The sequence below is a fragment of the Pseudanabaena sp. FACHB-2040 genome (genome assembly GCF_014696715.1).
GTDB lineage: Bacteria > Cyanobacteriota > Cyanobacteriia > Phormidesmidales > Phormidesmidaceae > JACVSF01.
In genome coordinates this window covers 1-26,019 of record NZ_JACJQO010000038.1, presented here as the reverse complement: position 1 = coordinate 26,019, position 26,019 = coordinate 1, and the positions used below count along the sequence as shown (strand labels likewise).

At 50.1% G+C, this 26,019-nt stretch carries 16 protein-coding genes and 3 pseudogenes; 8 read left to right on the top strand and 11 right to left on the bottom strand.

The window, feature by feature from the left end; all coding sequences use genetic code 11:
- Window positions 1-199 precede the first annotated feature (199 nt).
- The gene (locus tag H6G13_RS27335) at window positions 200-424 is read right to left on the bottom strand and encodes a hypothetical protein (protein WP_190488853.1); all 225 of its coding nucleotides are present in this window, start codon (window positions 422-424) and stop codon (window positions 200-202) included.
- A gap of 682 nt (window positions 425-1,106) precedes the next feature.
- Between H6G13_RS27335 and H6G13_RS27330 the strand changes: the two genes are divergently transcribed.
- From H6G13_RS27330 to H6G13_RS27320, 3 genes are read left to right on the top strand one after another with little or no spacing between them, the layout of a single operon-like run.
- Window positions 1,107-1,877, top strand: coding sequence for a DUF1190 domain-containing protein (locus H6G13_RS27330; protein WP_242028567.1), 771 nt, complete (start codon window positions 1,107-1,109; stop codon window positions 1,875-1,877).
- A gap of 6 nt (window positions 1,878-1,883) precedes the next feature.
- Window positions 1,884-3,230 (top strand): glutathionylspermidine synthase family protein, encoded by a 1,347-nt coding sequence (locus H6G13_RS27325; RefSeq protein WP_190488851.1) that lies wholly within the window; start codon window positions 1,884-1,886, stop codon window positions 3,228-3,230.
- A gap of 38 nt (window positions 3,231-3,268) precedes the next feature.
- Window positions 3,269-4,117 (top strand): hypothetical protein, encoded by an 849-nt coding sequence (locus H6G13_RS27320; RefSeq protein ID WP_190488849.1) that lies wholly within the window; start codon window positions 3,269-3,271, stop codon window positions 4,115-4,117.
- 129 nt (window positions 4,118-4,246) lie between these two features.
- Here the strand turns inward: H6G13_RS27320 and H6G13_RS28950 are convergent.
- From H6G13_RS28950 to H6G13_RS27285, 8 genes and pseudogenes are all read right to left on the bottom strand, one after another.
- Window positions 4,247-4,354: pseudogene (locus H6G13_RS28950) on the bottom strand (transposase); the annotation flags it as partial.
- 86 nt (window positions 4,355-4,440) lie between these two features.
- Window positions 4,441-5,397 (bottom strand): hypothetical protein, encoded by a 957-nt coding sequence (locus H6G13_RS27310; RefSeq protein ID WP_190488848.1) that lies wholly within the window; start codon window positions 5,395-5,397, stop codon window positions 4,441-4,443.
- Between the two features lie 527 nt (window positions 5,398-5,924).
- Window positions 5,925-6,893, bottom strand: coding sequence for an arsenic resistance protein (locus tag H6G13_RS27305; protein WP_190488847.1), 969 nt, complete (start codon window positions 6,891-6,893; stop codon window positions 5,925-5,927).
- Window positions 6,890-7,078: pseudogene (locus tag H6G13_RS29620) on the bottom strand (hypothetical protein); the annotation flags it as partial. The pseudogene H6G13_RS29620 and the gene H6G13_RS27305, both read right to left, overlap by 4 nt.
- A 55-nt stretch (window positions 7,079-7,133) precedes the next feature.
- On the bottom strand, window positions 7,134-7,946 hold the full coding sequence (locus H6G13_RS27300; RefSeq protein WP_199306931.1) for a PAP/fibrillin family protein: 813 nt from the start codon (window positions 7,944-7,946) through the stop codon (window positions 7,134-7,136).
- Window positions 7,947-8,628: 682 nt separating this feature from the next.
- Window positions 8,629-9,873, bottom strand: coding sequence for an NCS2 family permease (locus H6G13_RS27295; RefSeq protein WP_347277540.1), 1,245 nt, complete (start codon window positions 9,871-9,873; stop codon window positions 8,629-8,631).
- Window positions 9,874-9,904: 31 nt separating this feature from the next.
- Window positions 9,905-12,523 carry a WD40 repeat domain-containing protein gene (locus H6G13_RS27290; protein WP_190488846.1) on the bottom strand — a complete coding sequence of 873 codons (2,619 nt, stop codon included), beginning with the start codon at window positions 12,521-12,523 and terminating at the stop codon, window positions 9,905-9,907.
- A 680-nt stretch (window positions 12,524-13,203) separates the two neighbouring features.
- Window positions 13,204-13,431: a hypothetical protein gene (locus H6G13_RS27285; RefSeq protein ID WP_190488844.1), complete on the bottom strand. Its 228-nt coding sequence runs from the start codon at window positions 13,429-13,431 to the stop codon at window positions 13,204-13,206.
- Between the two features lie 559 nt (window positions 13,432-13,990).
- On the opposite strand from H6G13_RS27285, the gene H6G13_RS27280 reads away from it, so the two are divergent.
- Entirely contained in the window at window positions 13,991-15,061 is a 1,071-nt protein-coding gene (locus H6G13_RS27280) for a TIGR03032 family protein (protein WP_190488843.1), read from the top strand.
- Window positions 15,062-15,261: 200 nt separating this feature from the next.
- Window positions 15,262-20,223 carry an FG-GAP-like repeat-containing protein gene (locus H6G13_RS27275; protein WP_190488842.1) on the top strand — a complete coding sequence of 1,654 codons (4,962 nt, stop codon included), beginning with the start codon at window positions 15,262-15,264 and terminating at the stop codon, window positions 20,221-20,223.
- Window positions 20,224-21,026: 803 nt separating this feature from the next.
- Here the strand turns inward: H6G13_RS27275 and H6G13_RS27270 are convergent.
- Window positions 21,027-21,736 (bottom strand): annotated as a pseudogene (locus H6G13_RS27270) (IS1 family transposase).
- Window positions 21,737-21,822: 86 nt separating this feature from the next.
- Here H6G13_RS27270 and H6G13_RS27265 point away from each other — a divergent pair.
- The gene (locus tag H6G13_RS27265) at window positions 21,823-22,500 is read left to right on the top strand and encodes an IS630 family transposase (protein ID WP_190488841.1); all 678 of its coding nucleotides are present in this window, start codon (window positions 21,823-21,825) and stop codon (window positions 22,498-22,500) included.
- 375 nt (window positions 22,501-22,875) lie between these two features.
- Here H6G13_RS27265 and H6G13_RS27255 read toward each other — a convergent pair whose 3' ends face one another.
- Window positions 22,876-23,358, bottom strand: a complete 483-nt coding sequence (locus H6G13_RS27255) for a cupin domain-containing protein (RefSeq protein ID WP_190488839.1) — start codon at window positions 23,356-23,358, stop codon at window positions 22,876-22,878.
- A 302-nt stretch (window positions 23,359-23,660) separates the two neighbouring features.
- On the opposite strand from H6G13_RS27255, the gene H6G13_RS27250 reads away from it, so the two are divergent.
- Together H6G13_RS27250 and H6G13_RS27245 are read left to right on the top strand one after the other, a co-directional pair.
- The gene (locus H6G13_RS27250; RefSeq protein ID WP_190488837.1) at window positions 23,661-24,095 is read left to right on the top strand and encodes a hypothetical protein; all 435 of its coding nucleotides are present in this window, start codon (window positions 23,661-23,663) and stop codon (window positions 24,093-24,095) included.
- Between the two features lie 559 nt (window positions 24,096-24,654).
- On the top strand, window positions 24,655-25,746 hold the full coding sequence (locus H6G13_RS27245) for a DUF91 domain-containing protein (protein ID WP_190488835.1): 1,092 nt from the start codon (window positions 24,655-24,657) through the stop codon (window positions 25,744-25,746).
- Window positions 25,747-26,019: the final 273 nt, after the last annotated feature.

Here is a 26,019-nt window from a genome sequence, read left to right as displayed (position 1 = left end):
CGGCTCTCAGTAGCGGCAAGAGATGATGATATGTATTCATTTTAATTTCCTCTTCTATGCATATCTAAAAATTTAATCATCCATCCCCACTCATGCATCTGCATTTAGGCAACTATATCTATAAATCTATATCTGCGGTCTACATCCGCAATCTATATCCATTTATCTGTATCTAAGTATTAGGTAACCTGTTATTTCGCTAGCGAGTGGAGGCGGAGTGATTCAGTTCGATAGGTGAGTGTCGCAATCTGAGGGGTGAGTTTTCTGCCAGTAGTGGTGCAGTGTGGATGGAGGTTTCAGGCTGGGATGCGATCGCAAAGAAGGGATAACTCAGAGTGCGATTTGAGTTTGAGCGGCGGTTGGTTTTGCGGTGTTGTAGTGGCCCGTCGAGTTGATCCAGGTTGCGATCGCAAGTGCTCACCATAGGTACAGCCTCTGGAAGGCGGATGGGGCGTGGTGCATTGACACCTACAACGATGGCAGCTAGGAGTGGATGTACGGTGGCAGTACTTTAGAGAAGAAGCCTTTAGCGTTGCTGCACCAAAGGCCTAGCTTTACGGTTAGTGTCCCCACAGCTAACCCACGCTGCACAACGATTCGCTTGAGCGGCTGAAAATAACCTTGAGCTCAACTTCAGGATTTTTCAGTAATCCGTTCCGAGCAAATTGTTAGACCGGGCAGAAGAAGACAATCACTTATGCATGTCGAGCACTGACGATATTGGTACTTGTCCCATGGAGTTGGGAGCGTGTGCTCTAGTTGAAAGACAAGAGAACCTAACAATGCTTAGCTTCACACCATTTTGCTCAAGTTCTGCGATGTAGTTGGCAGCGATTTTTTCATTCCGGTAGCTCATGGAGGTTTGTTCCTGAGAAGAAGGTTGCCCAGAAACTGAAAGCTGGCAACTACACATCAGCAGTGAAGCGAGTGGTATGAACTTCTTGACATTTATTTCTAGTTCTTGCCCTTGTCATTAGAAATGTGAAAGAGTTTTGTCAACTACCTTTTAGAGTTTGTTGCAAGAATCTATTATTGCCTGGTCCGGTTAAACAAGCTGGCTATAGTGGGAAAGCTTAAATGACGGCTCACGGCTCTAGCAAGACCCTATGGCATATCCAAAACCCAATTCCCAGCCTCTGCAAATCCGCTCTATCTATCGACAGCAGCTCCACAACAATTTAGTTCTGGCGGCGGTGTTTGCTTCTCTGCTGGCTGGGTGTGGCGGACCGTCTAGCCAAACATCGAACAGCGGCAGCAGCACTATCACCGACCAAAACGCCGACGAGGCGATTCCGGCGGTGTTTTACGAAACCACAGAGCAATGCGAAGCCGACATTACCCAACAGCAGCAAGAATATCAAGTCTTACTTGAGGCCCACCAGCAGAATCAACTGGCTCAGCCCCCCGCTCCCCCGGTAATGCAGGTCGAAGACTGCGGCCCCCAGATGCAGGCGGCCCTGCAGGAACACGATCGCACCGCTCCGGTATATTCCAGCCTGGCAGACTGCCAGGCCGAGGGGGTGCAGTGCGAAACCACGCCCGCAAATGCTGAAACCAATGGGTACCGGCCGGCTTATGGCGGCACCTATCTCTACCCCTACGGTTCCCCGAGCTTTGTCTATCTCAATTTTGGCGGCAGCAACCGCAGCGTCTATCAACCCCATACCGTCTTCCGCAGCAGTCAGCCAGGGCAGGTGGTCACCCCCTTCGGACGCACCGTTCCCCAAACCGGTTCAGGGCCGGTGTCGGTGCCGCGTCACACCAGCGTAGCCGCGCCCACACGACCCACGGGTACCGCCGCTAGGGGCACTATTACCGGCCGCAGCAGCCAGGGATTTGGCTCAACCTACAAAAGTACGGGTACCGGTGGAAAGTAGTCGCTTATGAGACCCTTCAAGGTAGTTCGGCGTCGCAACTGGCAGGAGCACATCCAAGCCAACGCATACCAAACTGAGGTATTGAGCGATCCAAAGCAGCAGTATTGGGTAGAGGCCCTACCCCAGCCCTTTGCCCTGCAGTTCGATACGCAGGAAGAAACTGCGATCGCAGCCGCCACCGAGCAACTGTGGCAGATGTGCGTAGAGTTTCTAGACTGGTTCTTTACCGACCACCAGCCGGGGGATGTAGATCGGCGTTTAGCCACCTTGAAAATTCGTCCCGATTACTGGCCAGCGATTAAGGCCAGCTGGGATCGCACCGACCCGGTAGAGGACCTCTCCCTCTGCACCCGATTTGATCTGGTAGTCACCGAAGCGGGCCAGATCAAGCTGATCGAGATCAACGGTGAGACGCCGCTGCTGGGAGCAGAAACCATTTATCAGTGGAACTGGTTTGTTGACTACAAGCGCAACCACCAGACCGGCCCGTTTCCCCTGCCCAACGACGCCAGCCAGTTCAACGAATTTTGGGATATGGTGGCTGGTCAATGGCGGCGCATTGCTGATGCCTATAACCTGCGCCAAACGGGTATCTCCTTCCTGGTCGATGAGAACTTAGAGGAAGATTTAGAAATGGCCATGCAGCTAATCCAGATCCTCCACGACGAGGTGGATAGCGGCATCTACACCCAAATTGTCTACCTGCGGGGACTCCAAGATGAGCAGGGTCAGGAGGTGCAGCGGGGGCTGGGGCTAGATGAGGAAGGCTACTTCGTCGATCACGTTAACGATCGCATTCCAGTGCTGTGGAAAATCTACGACTGGTCTGACATTCAAAACGACATGGCCAACACCCAAGCAACGCCTGTTCTGGTTCGTCGCCTAGAGGCCGGAGACGTAAAGGTGCTCGAACCCCTCTGGAAGCAGGTGCTCTCTAATAAGGGGGCCATGGCCCTAATGTGGGACCAGTTCAAAGCCTCTGACTATCGCCCCTATTTGTTAGCAACCTACTTCGATAGCGATATTTCCCCCGAGGCCACGAAGCTGATGTTGGAGATGCACGTCAAGAAGCCCATGCTGGGACTAGAGGGGGTGGGCACCTCAATTGAAACAGGAGTCGGTGAACTGGAAAAACGGGATACCCTGGGCTACGGTTCAGAAGGGTTTGTCATTCAGGACTACATCGAACTCCCCCAGGCCTTTGGCTACCACTACATGGTCGGTAGCTGGGTCATCAACGGCGAGGCAGCGGGCATCATCCTGCGGGGAGACACCTCGCGCATTACAGGCCGCCATTGCCTGATCATTCCCCATGTTGTCTCCGATGATGGGCTCTATATTGCCCGTGTTTAGGTCGAGGGCAGGCTGCAGTCTTTTTACGAGTGAGGTCAATGATGGTGGTATGCAGGCCTAAACTGGGGCAAAACCATTGGGTTTTAGATCAGGTTCTCCCCCTTGATCACTCCATACCAGAAGAGTATTTTGCCCATGCCCCCGATGGGGTTTGGCAAAACTTTTGCAGTTTGCTCAGCCGAGATGTCTACTCGGAGGGAGACTCCCAGGCATTGTACGACTATGTAATGTCGCGCCAGGCAGACATGTCAGTAGACTTTCTAGCCATGCTGAGGCTTTGGCTGGCCGACGAACTGAAGCACTACGAAGCCCTGCGACGCACCTATCACGGTCTATCAGGGGTAAGTTTTGCTGACATGGATCGTTGCTTTTCAGAACGGGTTCATGACTTTGATCCGCTGCAAATCACCCTGCAAGACGAATTTACGCTGCTGGTGACGTTGATGTTTGATGAGATTGGCTCCGTCTACTCCTACCGACGAGATTTAGCCGAATATTACCAACATTTTGGGTCAAATATTCAGAAAATCGGCCACCATCTGGTCAAAGACGAGGGCATGCATTTCAACAATGCGGCCGAACTGCTGTTAGCCAATCATCAGCATCGGTTAGGGGAGGTTAAGGCCTTTTTGGAGCAAATTTCCCAGTTGGAAGGTAGTTTAAAGACCTACTACAAAACTTTTTTTCTGGATCACGCCCAGGAGCAGTATCGATTTCCCAGGCACTTCAACCAGGTCATTATCCGCGTTATTTTGGCCCGTCTGGGGTTAGGCCAGCAACCCATGTCAAAAGAGCTGAAAGAACTTTGGCAGTGGACACCAGAGGGGTATAGCTTGGTGCCAATTTTTGACACTGCATCCCAGCGGCCTGCCGCTGCTGTTGGCTAATCGTTTCAATGACGCGATTTGACGAGCGATATAGGAGGAGTGAGCGAGCTATAGAGTGAGATCTGGCCGTATCAAAATGAGTGAGGCAAACCCAAGCGTCGGTAACGATTCAGCTAACCAAAAGTCCTGGCTGTGAGGTGGAAAGACATGCGGCAGCATCTCCCACTGGCAGCCACTGCGCTGCACATAAAAGATGGCGTTGAGAATCTTACGCAAATCGACTTTGCGCGGATGACCTGCTGGACAATCAATAGTGTTAGTGTAGAAACCCTTGCTTCTATGTCTTTCCAGCTTTAGCTTCTCTCTAGAAATTAACTCTGAGTTTACTTACTTGAGGATCCTGCCTTTTGCACGTCCTCAATGTATGCCCTGAGAGGTGCTTTGGGCTGGTCACCTTGTCCTGCGGCCAACATCTTGAATTCCTGACGCAGTCTCCAAGAGACCGGAGTGTTTTTTAGAGGGTGAATCACAAAAGGCTTGCGAGACCACAAGGCATTTACCTGTACTGTTTCTTCGTGAATGATGAGCGTATCTTTCCAGCTAAAGGACCGTTGGCCCAGATTAACAACTGGATGCTTGAGGGCATGAACTGCCGTGGTCAAGAGAACGTCATCGTTAAATACAAAACCATGCTTACTTTGATCTCGTCTGAAGTACCCTCTATCACTCAAGGAACAAAACGTTTTCCATCCCATAAACCAGAAAGAACCAAGGATACAGTTAAATCGAAATCCACCTCGGATGCCCCTGTAACCAAAGTCACTCCACCAAACAGGAAATGTTCTGCTCAACTGCCAACGACGTTCTATCACGCCATTGACAGATTTTCTTTTGAAGCCGAAAGGCAGTAAGTCTGACGAGAAAAGGACCCTATCGCAGAGACGCATATTGAATGTTTCTCCGTATAAGCCACACCCATCAGTACAGTAAGCTGCCATTTCCTCTTCTAGTCCCTCTCGGACGACGAGGGCATCAGCATCGAGTTTGACGACCAAATCAAAGTCTCTGCCAACGTCGCGAATAGACTGTAAGCCTAGGAATGTTCTCTGAGCGTTGCCTCTATATTTCAGGGCCTTTGGAAGCCGTAAACAGTGAGCCTTACTGCCAGTTTGTTGAATAAATCTATCGGCTAAGGATTGGCCTACATAAGAGGGGGAGGCGTCGTCGACCAGAAATAGAGTGATTTCTCCTTGGCAGCATTTTATAAAGGAAGACAGTGCATCGTGGGCAATGTCTAGTTCGCCTTCGCAGATACACATCAGCAAAGCTATTTTAGTCATGTTAATCTTCCAAAATTACTACTCTGAACAGAATCTTTTAGAGAATTCCTATACTGAATTTAGAGAATCCTAAAACTCTCTTAAAAAAGGCTGCTTTAAGACAGGCCTCAGCAACTCTGTTCTACAAGGTAATCGTGTGGGTTTTAACCGGAAGCTAGTGCTCTTGAAACCCGGCTAAAACAGTCATTTCTATTACTTACGTAAGACGCTATTAGCTTTGAAAAGGCTATCAAATAGTTTTCTAATTGTCGAGCTTTAGATGAATATTTTGCGGTTTCTTTAAAGAGAGAGGTTATTTGTAAATTTAGAGCTAATTCTAAGCGGGATCTTAAGCGGTTAGACGATATAGGATTAGGTGACTCAGTGCCCCATAACTCATGCCTTCGCTGTAGCCGGTGTAAACCTCGTAGTCCTTTCTCCTGCGTCTCTTCGGCTTTAGCTTCTCTTTAGAAATCAGCTCTTAGAGGTGATGTAGAGGGGCTGTGAAGCGCTATAGGGGCAGCGTGGGTGGCAGAAGGATTGGAAGGCTATCGGTTTGCGCCCGACGCCGAACGATAAGAACGCATCGTCAACAATCGCTGCGACACCAGCACTAGCACCGGCAGCTCAATTAAAGGTCCGATCACCAGTGCCAGAGAAATTAAGGGGCGATCGGGAAAAGCTGAAGTTGCGATCGCAAGCGCAATTGGCGAGTTGCGGGCCAGCGTCGTACAGGTAAAGCAGGCCAAATTTTCATAGCTCAAGCGACAAACCCGCCCAATGGCCTGTCCCAGGTAAAAGTTCACGCCAAAGAAAATCAGCATCGGCAGCAGCATTTTCAGCAACAGGTCAGGCCGCTGCAGCAAGATTTGGCCTTGGGAGGCAAACATGGCTGCGATTGCGCCCCAGAGAAAGAGCGGCTGAGCGGTAGCTAGCTTGAGCGGAATCTGCCGCCAACCGGAACCCAAGTGGGGCATCACTCTCCTGGTAACAAACGCCAGCAGGATCGGTACCCCCAGAACCAGAACACCGCTTTGCAGCAGCAGTGCCCGATCGACCTGAATCAACAGCCCGGCAAAGACCAGCAGATATATAGGCAGCAGGATCATCTGCAGCAGCAAATTCCAGGGCAGGAGGGCGGCTGCGAGCGCCGTATTGCCCTGGGCAATGCCGGTAAACACGAGGTACCAGTCGGTGCAGGGAGTGACCATCAGCATGATCAGCCCAACCCAGAGGTCGGGCGAGCTGCGCAAAAAGATTGCGCCCAACCCCCAGGCAAATACAGGTGTCCAGAGAAAGTTCACCCCTAGGCTCAAAACCAGCACCTGGTAGTTCTGAAAGGCCTGCCCCAACCGGACGAGGGGAAGATTGAGAAAGATGCCAAACAGCATTAGCATCAGGGCTGGGACAATCAACCCTGACGCCTTTTCAGCAGCCCAATCAATCTGTCCCAGCAGCAGTCCGATGACAATGGCAACGAGAATCAGAGCCGACTGCAACTTCTCAGTCTGGCTCATCTTTTGCTGCCATTGAGATGTTGCGGCACAGAGGAACATCCCTGGAGAAAGTCAATCACAGGGTGCAGGGAATCGGGCGTAGTTGCTACCAACACTGTAGAATCGGGTTCCAAAAGGGTGGTGCCGTTGGGGACCATCAGATTCAAGTGTGGGTGAGGCTGGTAGCCTATGAGCAGAGAACTGGACAGGAGCATAATCCTGAAACCAAATGCCATTTTGGGGCTGGTATGTCTTGTTTCTCTAACGCCTTTCACAAACCAGAACGGTTTCCCGTTGCCCTCGGGTAATTCGTAGTTCTTCATCTAAATACAGGATTGTGAGGGAACCTTTGGGCGATCGCCGCATCTGAAATTCAATGCGTCCTGTTTCTTTGTTTATTTCTTTTGGTGGAACCAACCCAAACATCAGCTTGAGCAGTTGGCTCTGAACCCAATCCTTTATGCTGCTGTGGGTCGGTGCCTTGGAGTTCTCGAAAATTGCGTTCCATTGTTGCAGATCCGTATCAGCGGCAGGTTCTAACACGCCTCCTGTAAACTGCACCTGGAGGACTGTATCACTAGCAGGTTTGCAGATGCCCAGGTTACGCACTGTGCCCCGGAGTGATGGGTTGTTGGGATGGGCGATCACAAAATCCACCACAATATCATGGGTACGCTGCATGGGTTCTTCCATCGGCAGCACGGGTTGAAAAACCTGTTGGATCACAACCGTTAGATCCTGCGGTTGGAACATATTGAACGCCAACCGTCCCAGCGTGTAGCAGTAGGTACCATCTGCCAGACGTTTACCGTCAGGGAAAATGGGGGCACTAATGAGTTGCCAGTTTCCATCCAGCAATTGAGAAGTTTGCGTGGGGACAGGGGTGGGATTGAGGGTTGCAAGGTTCTCAATGATTTCGATAACCGATGGATGGCGTGGGTCACCATCGTGGGTTGTTAATGCTGCGCGGAGATTGTCTTTTAGGACATTTCTAGAGGTTTCAGAATTTCTGAGCGTATTGGAAGCCATAGTGTTTCGTAATTCTAGTGTTGCAAACACTAAATTTTGCAACATGGGGGTTTGGGGGCGAAGCCCCCAAGAAGGGGTTTTACCTCTTCACCTATTGCAAAACTTATTTTTTGCTGTACTAGTAAGAATAACGGCAGCTAACGGTGCGGCTACACTTTAACCCATAACCAAATGGAAAAAAAGACGATAGAATCGGAGGCTTTACGTAATTGTCATTTCGTCACCATAAAAACTGAAATCTGTATAAATGGGGCATTTAGCAAACCGCAACGAAAGTTTCTGTTGAGTCTATTTCCGACCATCCTGTTGGTTTGTGGGAAAGCCAACTTCACAAACTTGAGTCGCTATAGCGATTGGTCGATCGGAACCGACGGCAATACAGCCAACCCTTCAACTTCGTCCAATTCAACCAGGATTGATTGAGGAGGCAATTACACCCACTGCCCTTTAACTCGGTGTGATGGACTGCTCGTTTGTGCACAAGAGCGGCAAAGCCACGTATGGCTTGGATTGGTTGTACAACGCCAGTGCCAATCGCACGCGGCGGGGTTTAGAGATTGTAGTGATTGCGGTGGTGGATATGAGTAGCCGTCGAGCTTACAGTTTATCGGTGCAACAGACCCCAGTCCAGTTAACCGAGCAGCACCGCGAACCTCGTTCTCTGATCGGTCGCCAACAGCATCGTATCCTGTCGCAATCCCAATTACATCTTATTTAATCCACAATCTTAAGGCTGCAAAGTGGTTAGCAGAAAGTAAGCGACTGCAATTCCCGCAAGCGTCAAGCTCGATTTCGACACGGGTTGTTTCTTGCCTTGAGTCATCTTGATCGCAGCATCCGCAATAAAGCCGATTGCCAGCCCATCTGCAACCGAGAACGTCAGCGGCATAATCAAGATTACCAGAAAGGCAGGAATGGCTTCAGCTAAGTTATTCCAGTCGATCGCGCGGACACCACTCATCATCAAGACCCCAATCATGAGGAGAACCGGTGCAGTCGCAAACGCAGGAATTGCCGCAAACAGTGGCGCGAACCAGGCTGAAACAAGAAACAACATCGCAATGACGATCGCCACGAATCCACTGCGTCCACCCTCAAAGATACCAGCGGCAGAGTCAAGATAAGGAATTACTGGCACACAGCCGAAGAGCGATCCAGAGACGGTGCTGAGAGAATTCGAGAGTAGGGCTTGCTTTGAGCGATGCAGTTCTCCATTAGGCTTCACACGGTTTAGCTGCTGTCCCAAAACATTGAGCGAACTAATCGTGTCTGCAAGACAAACAAACAGCAGCATGAACACAGCAGCAAAAAAGTTTCCGAGTTGTGACCCGGTAAGATATTGACTTCCCGTGATCGCTTGCCCAACGAGATCGAGCGGCAACTGAGGTATCGTCAGAATCTTTTCGGGCAGAGGAGCCACACCAGAGAGCCAACCGAGGCTTGCTGTACTAAAAATTCCGAGCAACAGCGCCCCTTTTACCCGTCGAACCGTCAGCATTGCTGTTATCAAGATGCCTGCGATCGCAATCAAGGTCGCGGGCTGCTTTAAAGATCCTAAAGTAGTCGTCGTTGCAGTGCTGGTTACAATGATGCCTGCTCCCAAACTTGGAGGCGCGACATTGCCAGATAACGCGATGTAGGAGAGAAACAAACCTAAACCAACAACCATTGCTTGCTTAAGTGAAGCGGGAATTGCATCGATGATATGACGACGGAATGGACTGAGCGACAATGCGGTAAAGAGAACTCCTTCGACGAAGACGGCAGTTAGCGCGAGTCGCCAATTCATGCCCATGTTCAGCACGATCGAGAACGTAAACAGCGCCGCAGTCCCTGTTCCCGGCCCTAGTGCAAAGGGATAGGGTAGGACCTCAAAGGTAATGACGCAACGGAGTGTTTGACTACTGGCTGTAATTGAAAACTTGGGATAACGCTGGGCTATAAATAGGGCACTGCTCCGTTGTTTTCTCACCCAACACTTTAGATTTGCCACGCTACTACTTCTAGCGATTTAGCTGCTGGCAAGACTTGGCAATCGCTTCATCAGGACGAGTCGCTAGATAATCCTGAAGCCAATCACAGCCCCGATGCAGCAGATCATCTAGCCCCCCATCAATCGGCCAAACTTGATGAGTATTGTCGTCAAAAGAGACAAGCAGATATTTTCCACTTGAATCAATACGACTACTCGCATAGCGCTCAGAGGGAGCATAGAGCTGCCCTGGATACTCAGCCAACAAATCGCCCGACAAAGACCACAATCTGGCAAGGCCGTCATCTGAGTCTGTCAGCAAGATATTTCCGTCAGCGCTAAAGCCTCGAAACTCGCCCTCAAAGCTGGCTCGCTCCTCCCCCTGCAAACTCCACAGCCGGCTTTTCCCATCGATCTCAGAGTAGATCACTAACCCCTGCTCATCTGGGGCGAAGCCTAGGAATTCACCCTCAAAGCTGGCTCGCTCCTCCCCCTGCAAACTCCACAGCCGAACTTTCCCGTCGCTATTAGAGACAGTCACTAACCCCTGCCCATCTAGCGCGAAGCCTAGGAACTCGCCCTCAAAGCTGCCTTGTTCCTCTCCTTGCAAACTCCACAGCCGAATTCTTCCGTCGCTATACGAGTAAGTTGCCAGTTCTTGTCCATCCGGTGTGAAGTCTAGGAACTCACCCTCAAAGCTGCCTTGTTCCTCGCCCTGCAAACTCCATAACCGACTTTTCTCGTCCCGAGCAAAGAAAGTCACCAAGCCCTGCCCATCCGGCGTGAAGCCTAGGAACTCGCCCTCAAAGCTGCCTTGTTCCTCCCCCTGCAAGCTCCACAGACGACTTCTCCCTCCTCTGGAAGAGAACGTTACTAGATTCTGCCCATCCGGCGCAAAACCTAAGAATACGCCCTCAAAGCTGACTCGCTCCTCTCCTTGAAAATTCCATAGCCGACTTCTCCCGTCGCGAGAAGAGAACGTCACCAACTCCTGCCCATCGGGTGTGAAGTCTAGAAACTCGCCTTCGAAACTGGCTCGGTCCTCTCCCTGCAAACTCCACAGATGACTTTTCCCGTCGCGAGAAGAGAAAGTTACCAACCCCTGCCCATCTGGCGTGAAACCTGCAAGATTCCCATCGACAGGGTAATAATTTGTCTTCCAGGAAACCCAAAAAGTGGAAGACTGTCCTAATCGAGAAGTGACTAACCCCTGCCCATCCGGCATAAAGCCTCTGAAAAGTCCGTCAAATCTACCTCGATCGACCCCCTGCAAACTCCATAGCCGAGTTTTGTAGTCAGAGTAAGTTACTAATCCCTGCTGATCTGGCGTGAAGCCTAGAAAGTTACCCTCAAAGATGGCTAGCTCCTCTCCTTGCAAGCTCCACAGTCGACTTCTCCCATCACTAGAAAAGGTTACTAATCCCTGCTCATCTGGCGTAAAGCTTCGGAATTCGCCCTCAAGGATGGCTTGCCCCTCTCCCTGTAAGCTCCACAGCTGACTTCTCCCATCGTTATAGAAATAAGTTATTAACCCTTGCCCATCTGGTGTGAAGTCTCGAAAATAGCCCTCAAGGATGACTAGCTCCTCTCCCTGCAAACTCCACAGTCGGCTTCTCCCGTCCCTAATGGAGAACGTCACTAACCCTTGCTCATCCGGCGTGAAACCTCGGAAGTCACCCTCCAAGACGGCTAGCTCCTCTCCCCGAAAACTCCACAGCCGAGTTCTCCTGTCTTCAGAAGAAGTCAATAATCCCCGCCCATCCGGTGTGAAGCTTTGGAACTCGCCCTCAAAGCTGGCTCGTTTCCTTCCCTGCAAACTCCACAGCCAACTTTCCCTGTCGTCATAAGAGGTAGTCACTAACCCCTGCTCATCCGGCGTAAAAGCCGAGAGAAGGCCGTCAAAGCTAGCTCGTTCCTCTCCTTGTAAACTCCACAACCGACTTCTACTGCCCCTGTAGGAGAAAGTCACCAACCCCTGCCCATCTGGCGTCAAGCCGTGAAAAATGCCCTCAAAGCTGGCTAGCTCTTCCCCCTGCAAACTCCATAGCCAACTCTTCCTGTCATCCAGAGAAACACTTACCAACCCCTGACCATCTGGCGTGAAGCGTCGGACCTGGCCCTCAAAGCTGGCTAGCTCCTCTCCCTGTAGACTCCACAGCCAACTTTTTTCGACATTGGAACTGTAGGTCACTATCCTCTGCCCTTCCGGCGTGAAGAGGTCGTAGCCACTGAAACCGCCCTCAAAGCTGGCTAGTAACTCGCCCTGCAAGCTCCACAGCTGAGCATTCGCGGTCCTAGAGTGGTGAGTCACTAATCCCTGCCCATCAGGCGTGAAGCTTTGGAAAGAGCCGTCATATACGTTTTTAACCGACACACTGTTGACTGCTTTTCTCAGTGCCAACATTGGGCTGTAGAAGGGGTAGCCAGCCATTGTCAGCGTATCGGTCCGGCTGTCACTCTGGCTTACCAAGTCCCTAAACTGGAAGCCTAGCTCCAGAGCCTGAATCAATGTTTCAAGCTCACGAAAGCGATACTCTTCTAGTCCTAGTAGGGCAATGCCCCTTTGCTCTAGCTCAGCCGCGTGGGTAACGGCTTGCGATTCTATCTGGATGGCTTCCCTCTCAATATCTTCTGCTGAGCTGACCAGCAAGCTATAAGGCTTTGATGATGCAGCCCCCTTCGACGAAAGCGATACTACTGTTCCCGTGATCACGGCTAGTACCAGAGCACCCACTCCTATCGAGGGGTAGCGTCTGCTCCTCGCTGCGAGACCCTTCGGTGTTTGCCGCTGGCAAAGAAAAGCTGCAGCATAGCTCCAGGAAAGTTGATAGCGATGATGATCAGCGCCGCAGTCATGCACTGGTTTACAAGGGTAACGTTTCATCTGATTAGCCTCCGCGTGGCTGTACCGGCCTGGCTGGCATAATCTCTTCCTAGCGCTGCGCCCCACCCTTCTGCACATCAGTAGGGCAAACAGCCTCAGCGCTCTAAAACAAGTTTGCCATCCCTGAATAATCCAAGATAGGCTCCAAAATAAATGCTGACATCGCTAATTACACGAGGCTCCCTTACATTGAGAGCTTCATCTGCATAGCGGCACGCAAGTACCTGGTAAAGACGTTTCTCACCACGTTGTGTCGCTTCTCCTCAATCTTGATCTGGAGTTGGACGGCGCAGCTATGTACCGATTGCCCAGAACCCGCGTTCCCTCGTTCTTCACAGCGATGGACCTTTTGATTCCATGTTGACTAGTTGTCGTTCATGCAGTTACGCGACGAGATTGCGCCTATGCGGCACCTGCTGCATGAGCATTTTTAATGCCTATGCTCACTAAGAAGCCTCCTGCAGGAACAGCAAGAGCATTCGCTCCTCCATAGGTGCTAGGTCTTTGACAGCTCGCATGATCTGCTGCAGCTTGCCACTCGATACTTGCTCAGCCTTATCAAGATCGAGAGAGTTGAACCAGAACAGGTTGAGCACCTCCTCTATAGGACGCAAGCGTTCATCCGGGCTAACTTGCTCATACAGGCTCCTAAGTGTCTCAACAGTGTGACCCATAGCATAGGTCAAAGACCGAAGCAAACGTCTTCGAACTTTGCCGCCAGCTTTCCGACAGATTTCGCTTGCTTGATCGATTCGCTCCCAGGTGTAATGGTAAGTAGTCCACATTTGAGTTCTGAGTGCGGCATAACAACCCCAAACGCACGCCGACCACCGAGAGATTGTCGGTTGGAGTGCCGCCACTTTAAAGAACAAAGCAACAGATGGGGCATCAGTAGAGCTAGTGGTCTGTTACGGCACGAATGATGGGCATAAGGAATTCCTCCCCCATACCTAAGAAACGCTACATGATCATCTGGAGCACAGCGGAACATGAATAGCTAGAAACCCTTACTACAATTGGGAAAACGCGATCTTCGTCATTACCCGTGCCTGCATCTGCTCAAAGCCAATACCGATCTCGAATGGCAGGCCCGGCAAAGTATGCCTCAGTAGATGCCAACACCTCACCAGTTGTCGCTCCCGCACCATAGGCTCTAGGCAAAACCGAAGTTGACTCTCTCCGGCGGGTAGCCTAAGGGCGGGCACTTAATTCTTTGCCTTCCCCTATCTCAACATGATTCAAGCAGCTCCGGTACCAGCACTCAGTCTCAATACCTCGCGGCAGTTCACCTCCTGGCTCGCTGAACAATCCTCCGGGTTAGTCTTCACCACCTACCAAGCAGGCAAGGTCTTCTTCGTAGGACTGCAGCCAAACGGTAATCTGTCGGTCAATGAGCGCACCTTCGAGCGCTGCATGGGCCTGGCCGCTGCTGGCAATTCCCTCTATATGAGCTCGCTTTACCAGCTGTGGCGATTCGAGAACGCACTTGAACCTGGACAGACTTACCAGGACTACGACGCTCTCTACGTGCCGCAGATAAGCTACGTCACCGGCGATCTCGATGTTCACGACATCGTTGCCCAACCCATAGAAGACAGTTCAGGCAGGACCCGACACTCCCCCCTCTTCGTTAACACCCTGTTTAGCTGCCTTGCGACTACAAGCGAAACCGATAGTTTTACGCCCGTTTGGCAACCGCCCTTCATCTCGAAGCTAGCGGCGGAAGACCGCTGCCACCTCAATGGCCTTGCCCTCAAAGATGGCCAGCCGAAGTATGTGACGGCCGTTAGTCAATCCGACATGGCTGAAGGGTGGCGAGACCAGCGCACCGATGGTGGCTGTGTTGTTGATGTTGAAACGAATGAGGTGATTGCCACTGGGCTATCAATGCCCCATTCCCCTCGGTGGTACCAGAATCGCCTGTGGGTGCTCAACTCTGGCCGTGGTGAGTTTGGCTATGTAGATCTAGACACTGGGCGCTTTGAGCCTATTGCTTTTTGCCCTGGTTACCTCAGAGGCTGTGCTTTTGTCGGCCAGTTTGCGATCGCAGGCGTTTCCAAACCACGAGACAACCAAACCTTTTCCGGGCTTCCCTTAGACGACCTGCTGCTGCAAAAGGCGACAGAACCTCGTTGTGGGCTGCTGGTCATCGACCTGCGCAGTGGAGACATTGTCCACAGCCTTCGTATTGATGGAGTTGTTGAAGAGCTTTACGACGTGCAGATTCTGCCTGGAATCAGGAGACCGATGGCGATTGGCATTCGTAATGATGAAATTCGGCGCTTTATCCGCGTTGGCAGCTAGCAAGTAGCGAGTCCGGCATAGTGTATCAAAAAGTACTCAAAACATTCTGGATATACGTAGAAAAAAGAGTTACATTGGGCGAGAGCCCTGCCCCACTCAATCCCCTTTTTTGCTCCACTTTCTGAGATGTCGTCAGCACTTAAGTAATTTCCAGGACGACATTCTCCCTTTACACCTCAAGTATTTGGGATGACATCAACATGGGCGTGAGCTCTATCCTCAACCTTGCTAGCTTAGACGGCAGCAACGGCTTCATTATTAACGGTATCAAAAGCGGAGACCGGTTAGGTAAATCAGTCAGCGAAGCAGGAGACATCAATGGCGACGGTTTTGCCGACCTGATTATTGGCGCACCTGAAGCCGATCCTAGTGGTAAGGACCGAGCTGGTGAGAGCTATGTGATTTTTGGCTCTAGCGCTGGCTTTAGCAAGAACTTCGATCTCACCTTGCTGAATGGAATCAACGGCTTTGTCATCTCTGGCCCTGATTCTCTAGATCGTGCAGGTAGAGCTGTAGGCAGGGCAGGAGACCTTAATGGAGATGGCTTTGACGATCTAGTGATTGGGTCGTACTATGCCGAGGGTCTGAATGGCAACTTTATGACTGGGAGAACCTATGTGGTGTTTGGCCGCGGCAGTGGGTTTAGCCCCCGATTGAATTTAGCCGCGCTAGATGGTGATAACGGATTCGTCATTCACGGCATAGATCTCAGCGACCGCTCAGGTACCTCCGTTACATCAGCGGGAGATTTTAACGGCGATGGCATTGATGATCTCATCATCGGTGCTGATGGTGGTGATCCCAACGGCACTTCTGCTGGTGGCGAGAGCTATCTCATTTTTGGCTCTAAAGCTGGCTTCGCCCCTAGCCTAAAACTTGCTGACTTAAACGGCCAAAATGGCTTCGTCATCAACGGGGTGACGAGCAAGAGCTACTCAGGAAATGCTGTAAGTTCGGCAGGAGATATCAATGGAGATGGTTTCGACGATCTGATTATTGCTGCTGATCGTGATTCACCCAACGGCGTTTATCGGGCTGGCGTAAGCTATGTTGTCTTTGGGTCTGATACTTTCTCCGAACCCCAGTTAAACCTTTCTACGTTAAACGGCACCAACGGCTTTGCCATCCATGGCATTGATAGTAGGGACCAAGCAGGTTTTTCTATCAGTTCGGTAGGAGATTTTAACGGTGACGGTATAGATGATCTAGTTATCGGTGCCTACTATGCTGACCCTCAAGGAAAGCTTAACGCTGGCGAGAGTTATGTCGTCTTTGGCTCTCGTAATGGCTTTGGTGCTAGCCTTAACCTTGCCTTACTAGACGGCACTAACGGCTTTGTCCTCAATGGAATCGACTCCGGGGATCGTAGTGGTTTTGCTGTCAGTGGCGCAGGGGATATTAATGGTGATGGCTTTAATGACATTATCATCGGTGCACCCCATGCAAGTGGAGTCGCAGGTAGGTTTCAAGCAGGAGAGAGCTATATCATCTTCGGCTCAGGGACCAACTTCGGCTCTAGCTTCAATCTTTCTGAATTAAGTGCTGATAAAGGTGCTTTTATTAGAGGTGTTAAGCAGTATGATTTAGCGGGTTTCTCTGTTAGCGCGGCGGGAGATATCAACGGCGATGGTGTTGACGATATTGTTATTGGTGCGCCAAGTTCTAGCTCCAGTGGAGGCAATTATCCCGGCGACAGTTATGTGATTTTTGGGCAAAAACGACTACCACTTTCCCTTTCCTTTATAGCTAACGCAACAAAAGCAGTTGAGGGTGCAGAAACGGGCCGCTTTACTCTGTCGCGTGGGACTGATACCTATGGTGATCTTCAATTCATTTTTGATCTAAGCGGTAGTGCTAGCACTACTGACTACAACTTCAGCACAGGGACTGTTAGCGGAACTCAACTGATAGCCACTATTCCTCATGGACAAACGAGTGTAGAGGTTATTGTCACAGCTACTGATGACACTCAAGACGAACTTACCGAGTTTCTCAATCTAACCCTAAGTGATCCAAGTGCTTATGATCTAATTTCTGAAGATAAAGGTGGCACATTTATCTTCGAAGATAATGATCTACCTAAAGTTAGCATTACCTTGGGCTTTCAAGCTGCTTTGAGCAATAGCCTTAACCTTGGTGATCTAGATAGTATTAGCGGATTTACTATTAATGGCATCAAAAGTGAAGATCGATTAGGTACTTCAGTAAGTGGCGCGGGAGATATCAACGGTGACGGCATCGACGACCTTATTATTAGTGCCCCAAATGCTAGCCCTAGTAATATCTATCGGTCTGGTCAAAGCTATGTCGTGTTCGGCTCAGATGAAGGATTTGGCAGTTCCTTTAATCCTTCATCATTAAATGGCAGTAATGGCTTTATTATTAATGGTACTAAAGGATCAGGGTACTCGGGATCGGTTGCAATCGGAATCGGCGATATCAATGGGGATGGTTTTGCCGACATCTTCATTAATGAACAATCTAACTTTGATAATGGTAGTAGGCGTCACATTGGTCGAGGGTATGTTGTATTTGGGTCCGACAAAGACTTTAGCAGTCAGCTCAATCTTAACTCTCTAGATGGTACAAATGGGTTTTTGATTAATGGTGGAGACGGCTCAAGTCGCTTTAGAATCTCAGCTAACAAAGCAGGTGACATCAATGGGGATGGCCTTGATGATTTCATCGTTGGTGCAAGCCAAGCAAATAGCGGCACGGGAGCAAGCTATATTATCTTTGGCCGTAAGGGGGGGCTTGGTAGTTCTCTAAACCTTGCCACACTAGATGGCACTAATGGGTTTGCTATTAATGGAACTACTTTGGGAGATCTTTTTGGTTCTGCAGTCAGTAGTGCGGGTGATATCAACGGCGATGGTATCAGTGACCTAATCATTGGTGCTCCAGGTGTCGATGGTAGTAGCATCTTCCTTAAGGGTGCAGGGTATGTGGTGTTTGGGTCGAAGAGTTCGTTTGGAAGTAGCTTCAACCTTTCTACTCTCGACGGCAATAATGGCTTTTTTATTGAGCGTGCTACTTCAAGTTACGACAGCTTAGGCAGCTCAGTCAGTAGTGCAGGTGATATCAACGGTGACGGTATTGATGATCTCATCATTAGTGCACCCAACGCAGATCTAAATGGTCGAAGTGATGCCGGAACGAGCTACGTTGTTTTTGGTAGCCGAAGTGGCTTTAGCAATTCCTTCAAGCTTTCCAGCTTAAACGGCAAAAATGGTTTTGTTATCGGCGGGACAAGTAGTTTTGCTCAGTCGGGTCGCGCAATAAGTGCTGTGGGTGATGTCAACAATGATGGTATCGATGACATCATAATTCGTGCACCAGGGGTTGGACGTAATACCCCCAGTACTGCTGGGCAGGCTTATGTTGTCTTTGGTAGTCAGAATGGCTTTAAGAGCTATATCGATTTGTCTGTGCTCAATGGCAGTGATGGCTTTTTCATTAATGGCATTAACAGTTCTGATTCTTCACAAATGTCCGTTAGCGGTGCAGGTGATATCAACGGCGATGGCATAGCTGACTTCATCGTTGGTGTAGCGCTTGCCACTCCTGATGGCAAAGGTGCAGCTGGTACAAGTTACGTAGTATTTGGATCATTAGATACTGTTGTTGAAGGTGGCAGTGCTAGCTTTTTTGTACTCCGTAGCAATGGTAGTTTGGGTGACTTAGATGTCCTTATCACTATAGACGGTACAGTCAGCCCTAACGATTACCACTTTGACACAGGAACACTTAACGGAAATCACCTTAGAGTAAAGATTCCAGATGGCCAAGACAGAGTCAGAGTTACTATCAGTACTACTGATGACGGTCTTGTAGAAGGTAATGAAACACTTACGCTCTCAGTTACCGAGAACGGGGTATACACAATTGGTACAAATTCCCTCATTCTCAACTTGAAGGACAACGATACTTCTCCAGCTTTAACCAGCATCACTCGGCAAACTCCTATTGGCCAAACTACTGCTGCTGACAGCTTGATTTTTCGTGCTCTCTTCAACAGGAACGTTCAGGATGTCAGTATTGAAGACTTCGCTGTGACTGGAACGACGGCTACTATCACTAACGTTACTCAGGTTAATCCTGCAGCTTATGACATCACTGTTTTTAGTGGCAATCTCGCGAGCCTTAATGGCACCGTCGGTCTTAACTTAGCAAATAATCAAGACATTACTGATTTAGCTGGGAATGTCCTTTTTCCTGAAGAACCAACTACTAGTGAAACATATAGGGTTGCCAATTTCGAAGTTCCTACGGCCACCAATATACATCCTCGCTCTCCGGTCTTTACTTTTGAGCAGTATGTACAGTTCCAGGCTCTCGATGAGGAGCTTCCCCCAGATTTTGATGAAGAGCTTTACCTACTCGCCAATCCTGATATTAAAGCTGCTGTTAATAATGGAGTAATTTCTAGTGGCTTCCAACATTACAGCCAGCATGGAGCTTCTGAAGGACGGTCCCTCCTGCCCCTGACTCTCGAAATCGGGGGCCTCAAGATGTCAGCTTTCTTTGATGAGACGTACTACTTGAGCACAAATCCTGATATTGCCAAAGCCGTAGCTCAAGGAACTTTTGCCTATGGCTTCGAGCACTTTCTACTTTATGGAGTAAAAGAAGGCCGCAGCCCTAGCAACTACTACAACGAAGCTTTCTACTTACAAAACAATCCTGACATCAAAGCTGCTGTCAATAACGGCACTTTCAGCAGCGGGCTAATGCACTATCTTCAGTTCGGTCATGTAGAGAACCGAATTGCCAGTGAGCTGTTCAACCCAAGAGACTATCTGAGAAATAATCCAGATGTTCAGGCTGCGGTTAACAGTAAAGCCTTTACGAGCGGATTCGAACACTACTTGGAATGGGGAGCTCAAGAGGGTAAGTCAGCTGGCCTGCTGTACGAAGAGGCACTTTATTTGAGACTAAACCCGGATGTTGCAAGCGCAGTTGCTGCTGATAGCTTCATTTCAGGCTACCAGCACTACGTCAGCTTTGGACAGAAGGAAGGCCGCATTTCCAGCTCCCTATTTAATGAGGGCGCTTATTTAAGCGCCAACTCTGATGTAGCGGTGGCAGTAGATAATGGCCTCTTCTCAAGTGGAATGGAACACTTCTTCCGCTTGGGCCGAGCAGAAGGCCGGGCTGGTTAGCTGTAAAGAGAGGGGTAGTGCTAGATAGTGTATTTGTAGTGCGTGCAGGGAGGGGAGATCCTCCCTGCTGGCTTAGAGTCCTTCGCCTACTGGTAGGTGGGACTGCTTCAGGTATCCCTAGAGATAATTCGGTCCAGGTGGCCAATTGGATTGCCAGTTTGCGAGCTCAGCCATTTGAATTGGCAAGAGCTCAGCAGATCGCTCTCTCTACGCCACATTTTTGCGGCAGAGCAAGCTTTTCTTAGGTAACAGAAGGGTACAACAGCACAAAACTGTTACCTAAGAAAGTCGCGACTCAGTGACCCAAAGCAAAACCCGTCATGTTGAAAGGTGAAGCTAGGGGGTGTCTACTCGTCGGGCTCGGTGGCCACACACTTGTTTAGAGCATCGTTCCAGGTATCGACTAGGGCTTTTGCCTGGGCCAATGCCTGCTGAACTGACCCAGCTTTGAGGGAACAGTTAGAGATCTCAACATCAGTCCTGTGCTGCTAGCCCAGATGGTTCAACAACAGCAGCGCCTCCTAGCCATAACAGAGCAGGCCATAGCCGAACAATAGCAGGGCAGCCTGAGTGGTTTAAAGCCTCTACATCGGTCGCTGCTCTGGGAGAGGCATTTGGTGAAGCCAACTGCTGGGCGACATCGGGGAGGGGTGGCTAAAGCACGGAAAGCATTACATCACGATGAGCTGAGAAATGGCCGCCATCCTAGGGTTTGGGGTCGGGTCAGTCGGAGGTTTATGCCACACCACACCACCAGAAAAGCGCAGAACGACTTGAACCAGGGCAACCGAGATCGGGTAGTACTAGATAGGTAATGATGCGTTGTAGTGATGGATGAAATTCCACAGCAAGCCGATGTGGTTGCGCGAGCACTTCGAAAACGCAAGGCTACGCCTGACAAAGCGTGAGACTCGTTGTCTCAAGGTGTTGTTGAACCGCTCTATATAGCTCGTTTTGCCACTGTCTTTGCTCACCACTTGATGCCGCTTCTGGGGCAACACACCTCGATAAGCCTCCCAGTCATCAGTGTAGATAACAGCGCACTGCCGGTAAACCTTGGGCAAAGAGTCCCACAACCTTTGAGCACTTCTCCGGCTGCGGTCTCCCACATGTGCCCCAATAATTTCTCTGGTTTGAGCGTCCATGGCTAGCCAAACCCACTGCTTATTGCTCTTGCGATCAACAAATGACCACAACTCATCACACTGCACGCTTAGAGGCCCCTTTTTTTCGGCTGCACTTGAGCCTGCTTCGGCGTTTGGGCTGCTTTGAGGTGAACGTAATCTTGAAGCCATTGCTCCGAAACCTATGCTGCTCGGGCAATTCCAGCCATTGAAAGGCGCTCTAGCAGAAGACGCTCAACCAAGTCCCGAGTAGCTTGGTCAATTCGCTTATCGGTAGGGTGCTCGACGAACTGATAGCCGCAGTTACGGCACAGAAATCGTTGTTTACCCGTATGGATACGTCCATTCTTAACCGTGCGGGATGAGCTGCATTTTGAGCAGGTTGGCATTGCTCTCCGGTAGATAGCTTCCTTCCTACCCTAACAAATCGATCATTACCTCTGGAGTTCTACCACAACCGGATTGCCCTCTGTACATGCTCAACGAGGCTGGGATTACCTCAAGCGGTGCAGATTTTCCCCCCCAACGCCCTCGTCCGCGGCACACTAAAGCCGATGCTCAAGCCCAAAGCGCGTTCAAGCAGGGCTTAGCGCATCAGATTGAGTGGCAACGGCAGTCGCATCAAGAGAGTGATGTCGAAGTGTGGGCCTTTGATGAGCACCGAGTTGGTCTTAAAGCGATCGTGCGCAAAGTGTGGGCACCGATTGGAGAACGGCCCCTAGCAAGGGTCAATCACCGCTATCAATGGCTCTACGTCTACGGCTTTGTCCACCCCGTCAGTGGTCGCACCGAGTGGTTGCTTCTGCCCAAGGTCAATGTAGCTTGGTTCAATCTGGCGCTAGCTCAATTTGCAAGGGCGGTCGGTGCAAGTGCGACCCATCGCATTGCATTAGTGCTCGATAATGCCGGGTGGCATCATTCACAGCAGCTCTCTGTGCCAGAGGGCATTGAGCTAGTGTTTTTACCGCCCTATTCCCCAGAGCTGCAGCCTGCTGAGCGGTTGTGGGAACTGGTGGATGAGCCGATTGTCAATCGCTCTTTTGATACCCTAGACCCGCTAGAGGAGGTGCTGGCACAGCGCTGCATCACCTTAACCAGCATGACTGAAGCAGTCCAAGGACGTACCCATTTTCACTGGTGGGTTGCAGCTTGAAAATAAAGGGAGTATTTGTTTCGGATTCCGTATAACGTAGTGTCCGCTAAGTTGGCCTGCTCGAGCTGAGTCTGTACCAGCTTGGCCTAAGAATTGATGCCCCGTAAGTTCAGTAGGTAGTCAAAAGCTTGCCCATTATCGTTCCCCATCAGCAGGAGCTGTCGGATTTTAGAGGTGTTGAAGTTTCCCTAGGCTGTACCTAGCCTAGCTTCTGAGCACCTTTCCAGCGAGTACGGATGAGCAATGCTTGCCTGAAGTCGGTGCTCTTGAGCCTAGCTCCCGTGAAGTCAGCATCTGTGAGATCGGCTCCGCTTCCAGTTTTCTAGTTTTGTCAGTTAACCAGGGTAACTAGCTAATATTTTGCTAAACCAATTGTCATGTTTCCAAGGGCTCAAAGGGTTTAGAATCGGAAAAATCATAGATGTCGATCGCTTCTTCACGCCGAATCATACGCTTTTTCAAACGTGGAAACTCGGCAATTTCGATATCTAAATTTTCTCCTCCAGCCAGATACACAAGATCCTCATCTCCTGTATTTTTGAGATGATGAGCAACCGAGGGGGTAGGAAATCCCATGAAATCTCCTGGGTTGACTTCAAATTCTGCTTCATCAATTTCTGCAACACCATGACCCGATAGGATATAAATCCATTCTTCTTCACGATGATGAGAATGATAGATAAACGATTCTTTGCCGGGAGGAACTCTGATAAAATTGACTCCTGTCCGCTGAAGCCCAACTGTCTTTCCTAGTTGAGCTCCTGTTAATTCAGAGTTCGGATTCCAGGGATGAGAGAAGCTGTTTAGTTTTGCCGCAATTTGTTCGGCTCGTAGAAGCAAAGGGTGTTGGTCTGCCATGCTGTCTATTCTCCAAAAATGCGTTACTTCAATTAATTTTCAAGTTGGTATGCGCTATCACGTTCTAACGCTCATTTGTATACTGGGCAGGCGTAATACAAGCGTAACCGAACTCTAGAAAGGAATAACTTCAATTTTGTTCCTGCCATGAAATAACTAAGTGGATGATAGAGAAACGAGAGAAGTAGTAAGCTAGTAGACACATCTCCAGAGTACCAAATGGAATTCGGTATTGCCTCTTTACGGCAAACCTCCCAAGGCTGGGAGTTCTACTTAAGCCGTTGGAACGGCGATATGCTGTTATGGGCGAGATTTGTGACATCCTGGCCCTAACGCCTGACAATGAACTTGCCATCTTGGAGCTTAAGAACGCTGAAGATCGCTACATTATTCAGCAGCTCACTCGGTATCATGCCAACCTGCTCGAAGGACGACCCTTCGCAGATGTCATTAACTACCAAAAGCCGGTTCGACTGATAGCGCTCGCGCCGACCTTCCACCGGCACAACCACATTGAGCGGGACTTCAGTCGGCTGTCTTTCGAATTCGTCAAACTTAGGGTGCTCAAGGAGGATCAGTTCTACCTTGAATTCTCTTTTGAAGATGTGACCTACCCATCAGTGCGTACACCCATCCCCTACCAAGAAGTCGATCTGGTAGGCCCACCAGAAGCTGTAACTGACGTGCCAGCAAATCTGTTGACGTGGCTGGGTACCTGCTCGGCAGCAGAACAGTAGGCGCTCCTCACCGCAAGGCAGCAAATTCTGAGCTTTCACCTTCGGATGCAGGAGTTTATAAGTCCAAAAATGATTCAGTACGGTACGGGCAAAACGAAGCTTTGTGCCGAAATCTGTTTTGATCGCAGCTGTCAGAAACCCATTCTCTTTCTCTGGTTGCCAGTCCCAAGCATCCGACAGGCTGACCGAATAGGCCGACTACGCTTGTGGCTTAGCAATGGGGTCCCTACCCATGTAGGCCACATTCCCGAAGGGCTGGGGAAAATGCGGCTTGAGGAGGAATGGAATGCTCTGCCCAAAAGCAAATGGCCACGGCAGAACTTGATTCATAGCTTAGGCTCTAGCTCGATGACTCCTGTTCAGTTTAGAGGCTATAAGAGGGTTTCATTAGAGAATTACGACGTACCAGAGTCTCTGAACGGGCTCGTCGAAGTTGCACTGCGTAAATGGCTGAATAAGCTCTAGGAATTTTACGTAAGCAAATTTTTCTGAGCCGGTTGGCATTTCTTAACTTCGCTGCTTCGGATCTAATGGGAACTTCTAGAGAAAGGAGGCTCGCATGCTGAGAAGAATAGCTGTGGGGTGGAAGTTTGAGAGTGAAGCCCTCTTGGAGGACTTCTTTCGGAGCAACCTGTCTCAGATACTCGGGCTCAAAGTCGTTGGGCAGCAGTACTACATTGATAGCCAGGTATGTGACCTGATCGCGGTCTCCAAAACGGGTCAGCTCCCGATCATTGGGCTGAAGAACTGCGAGGACCGCTACGTTGTTCAGCAGCTAACTCGCTACTTTGATGCTGTCCTTGAAAAGAAGCCGTTTCAGGAGATAGCAGACTATGCTCAGCCGATTCGCTTGCTTGCGATCGCTCCCTCCTTCCACAAGGACAACCATACTGACCTCAAATACAGCCGCCTCACCATCGAACTTCTCAGGTTCCACATCACCGAGTGGGGTGCAGGCTTTACCTTCAAGCTGCACCACTTGGTAACCGGTGAGAATTGGAACGCAACTGTTCCCTATCAACTTACTCAAAGCGAGCGTAATCTGCCTTCTCCGCCTAAGTCGCTGCTGACGATGCTTGCCAAGTGTTCAGAAACCGATCGAGCAGGAGTCATGGCTCTGAGAGAAAAGCTGCTCACCTTCGATAGGCGCATGCAGGAGCTGACAGGCAGCGGTAGTATTTCCTACGGTAAAAGCACCTCTCATCTCTGTGCTGAACTGGGCTACGACAGCCAATGGAAAGGAATAGCTCTCTTCCTCTGGTTGCCCCACCGCGTCAGGCTCCATGGGGGGCAAGAAATAATAGCTCGCATGCGGATGTGGACTGCCTGGGTAACGGCGAGCGATTTGGCTCATGTCCCGAGCGCTATTGGACGAACTATTACCGTTGATGAGTGGAGAGAAGGCAAGCTGCCGCCGCTAAACAAAGTTCTGCCCAAGGGCAAGTTTTTTCAGGAGCAGTACGACACCTTCCCTGGATGGAAGGAGCAATACATTACAACTCGTAGTGGAGCCCTGAGAAATTCCCATTACAAATCAGGTCTTGCTATGACCTTTGAGGTATACAAGAAGCTTGCTCGTAAGCCAGAAATGTCCAATCAGCTTGAGGTTATGGTTCACACAGCATTGGAAGTCTGGCTTAGCAAGTTCTAGCGCTGTGCCTGTCTGCCCTCTTGCTTGGGAGAGAGCCTTTTCCAAATCAAAGGAATTGGATCAGTTTCATAGGGTTGAAGGTTCGGATAGTTCTCAAGCAGGAAGGGTTTGTCTAGACAGACCCTGTAGAGAGTGTCAGCAGTTAGCGTACGAATAGGTATACTCAGATCTTGCACCTAGAGATATGCACTTGAAAACCATGGTTCTGTAGTAAGTGCTGCTTCCGCTCGATTTCCTGCAGGAGCAGGACTATAACGACTTCTGATAAAGCGG

Bases quoted from the DNA above. Each gene is read 5' to 3' on its own strand.
- H6G13_RS27335 (WP_190488853.1), bottom strand. From the start codon at position 424: ATGGTGAGCACTTGCGATCGCAACCTGGATCAACTCGACGGGCCACTA.
- H6G13_RS27330 (WP_242028567.1), top strand. From the start codon at position 1,107: ATGGCATATCCAAAACCCAATTCCCAGCCTCTGCAAATCCGCTCTATC.
- H6G13_RS27325 (WP_190488851.1), top strand. From the start codon at position 1,884: ATGAGACCCTTCAAGGTAGTTCGGCGTCGCAACTGGCAGGAGCACATC.
- H6G13_RS27320 (WP_190488849.1), top strand. From the start codon at position 3,269: ATGATGGTGGTATGCAGGCCTAAACTGGGGCAAAACCATTGGGTTTTA.
- H6G13_RS27310 (WP_190488848.1), bottom strand. From the start codon at position 5,397: ATGACTAAAATAGCTTTGCTGATGTGTATCTGCGAAGGCGAACTAGAC.
- H6G13_RS27305 (WP_190488847.1), bottom strand. From the start codon at position 6,893: ATGAGCCAGACTGAGAAGTTGCAGTCGGCTCTGATTCTCGTTGCCATT.
- H6G13_RS27300 (WP_199306931.1), bottom strand. From the start codon at position 7,946: ATGTTGCAAAATTTAGTGTTTGCAACACTAGAATTACGAAACACTATG.
- H6G13_RS27285 (WP_190488844.1), bottom strand. From the start codon at position 13,431: ATGGGTCACACTGTTGAGACACTTAGGAGCCTGTATGAGCAAGTTAGC.
- H6G13_RS27280 (WP_190488843.1), top strand. From the start codon at position 13,991: ATGATTCAAGCAGCTCCGGTACCAGCACTCAGTCTCAATACCTCGCGG.
- H6G13_RS27275 (WP_190488842.1), top strand. From the start codon at position 15,262: ATGGGCGTGAGCTCTATCCTCAACCTTGCTAGCTTAGACGGCAGCAAC.
- H6G13_RS27265 (WP_190488841.1), top strand. From the start codon at position 21,823: ATGCTCAACGAGGCTGGGATTACCTCAAGCGGTGCAGATTTTCCCCCC.
- H6G13_RS27255 (WP_190488839.1), bottom strand. From the start codon at position 23,358: ATGGCAGACCAACACCCTTTGCTTCTACGAGCCGAACAAATTGCGGCA.
- H6G13_RS27250 (WP_190488837.1), top strand. From the start codon at position 23,661: ATGGGCGAGATTTGTGACATCCTGGCCCTAACGCCTGACAATGAACTT.
- H6G13_RS27245 (WP_190488835.1), top strand. From the start codon at position 24,655: ATGCTGAGAAGAATAGCTGTGGGGTGGAAGTTTGAGAGTGAAGCCCTC.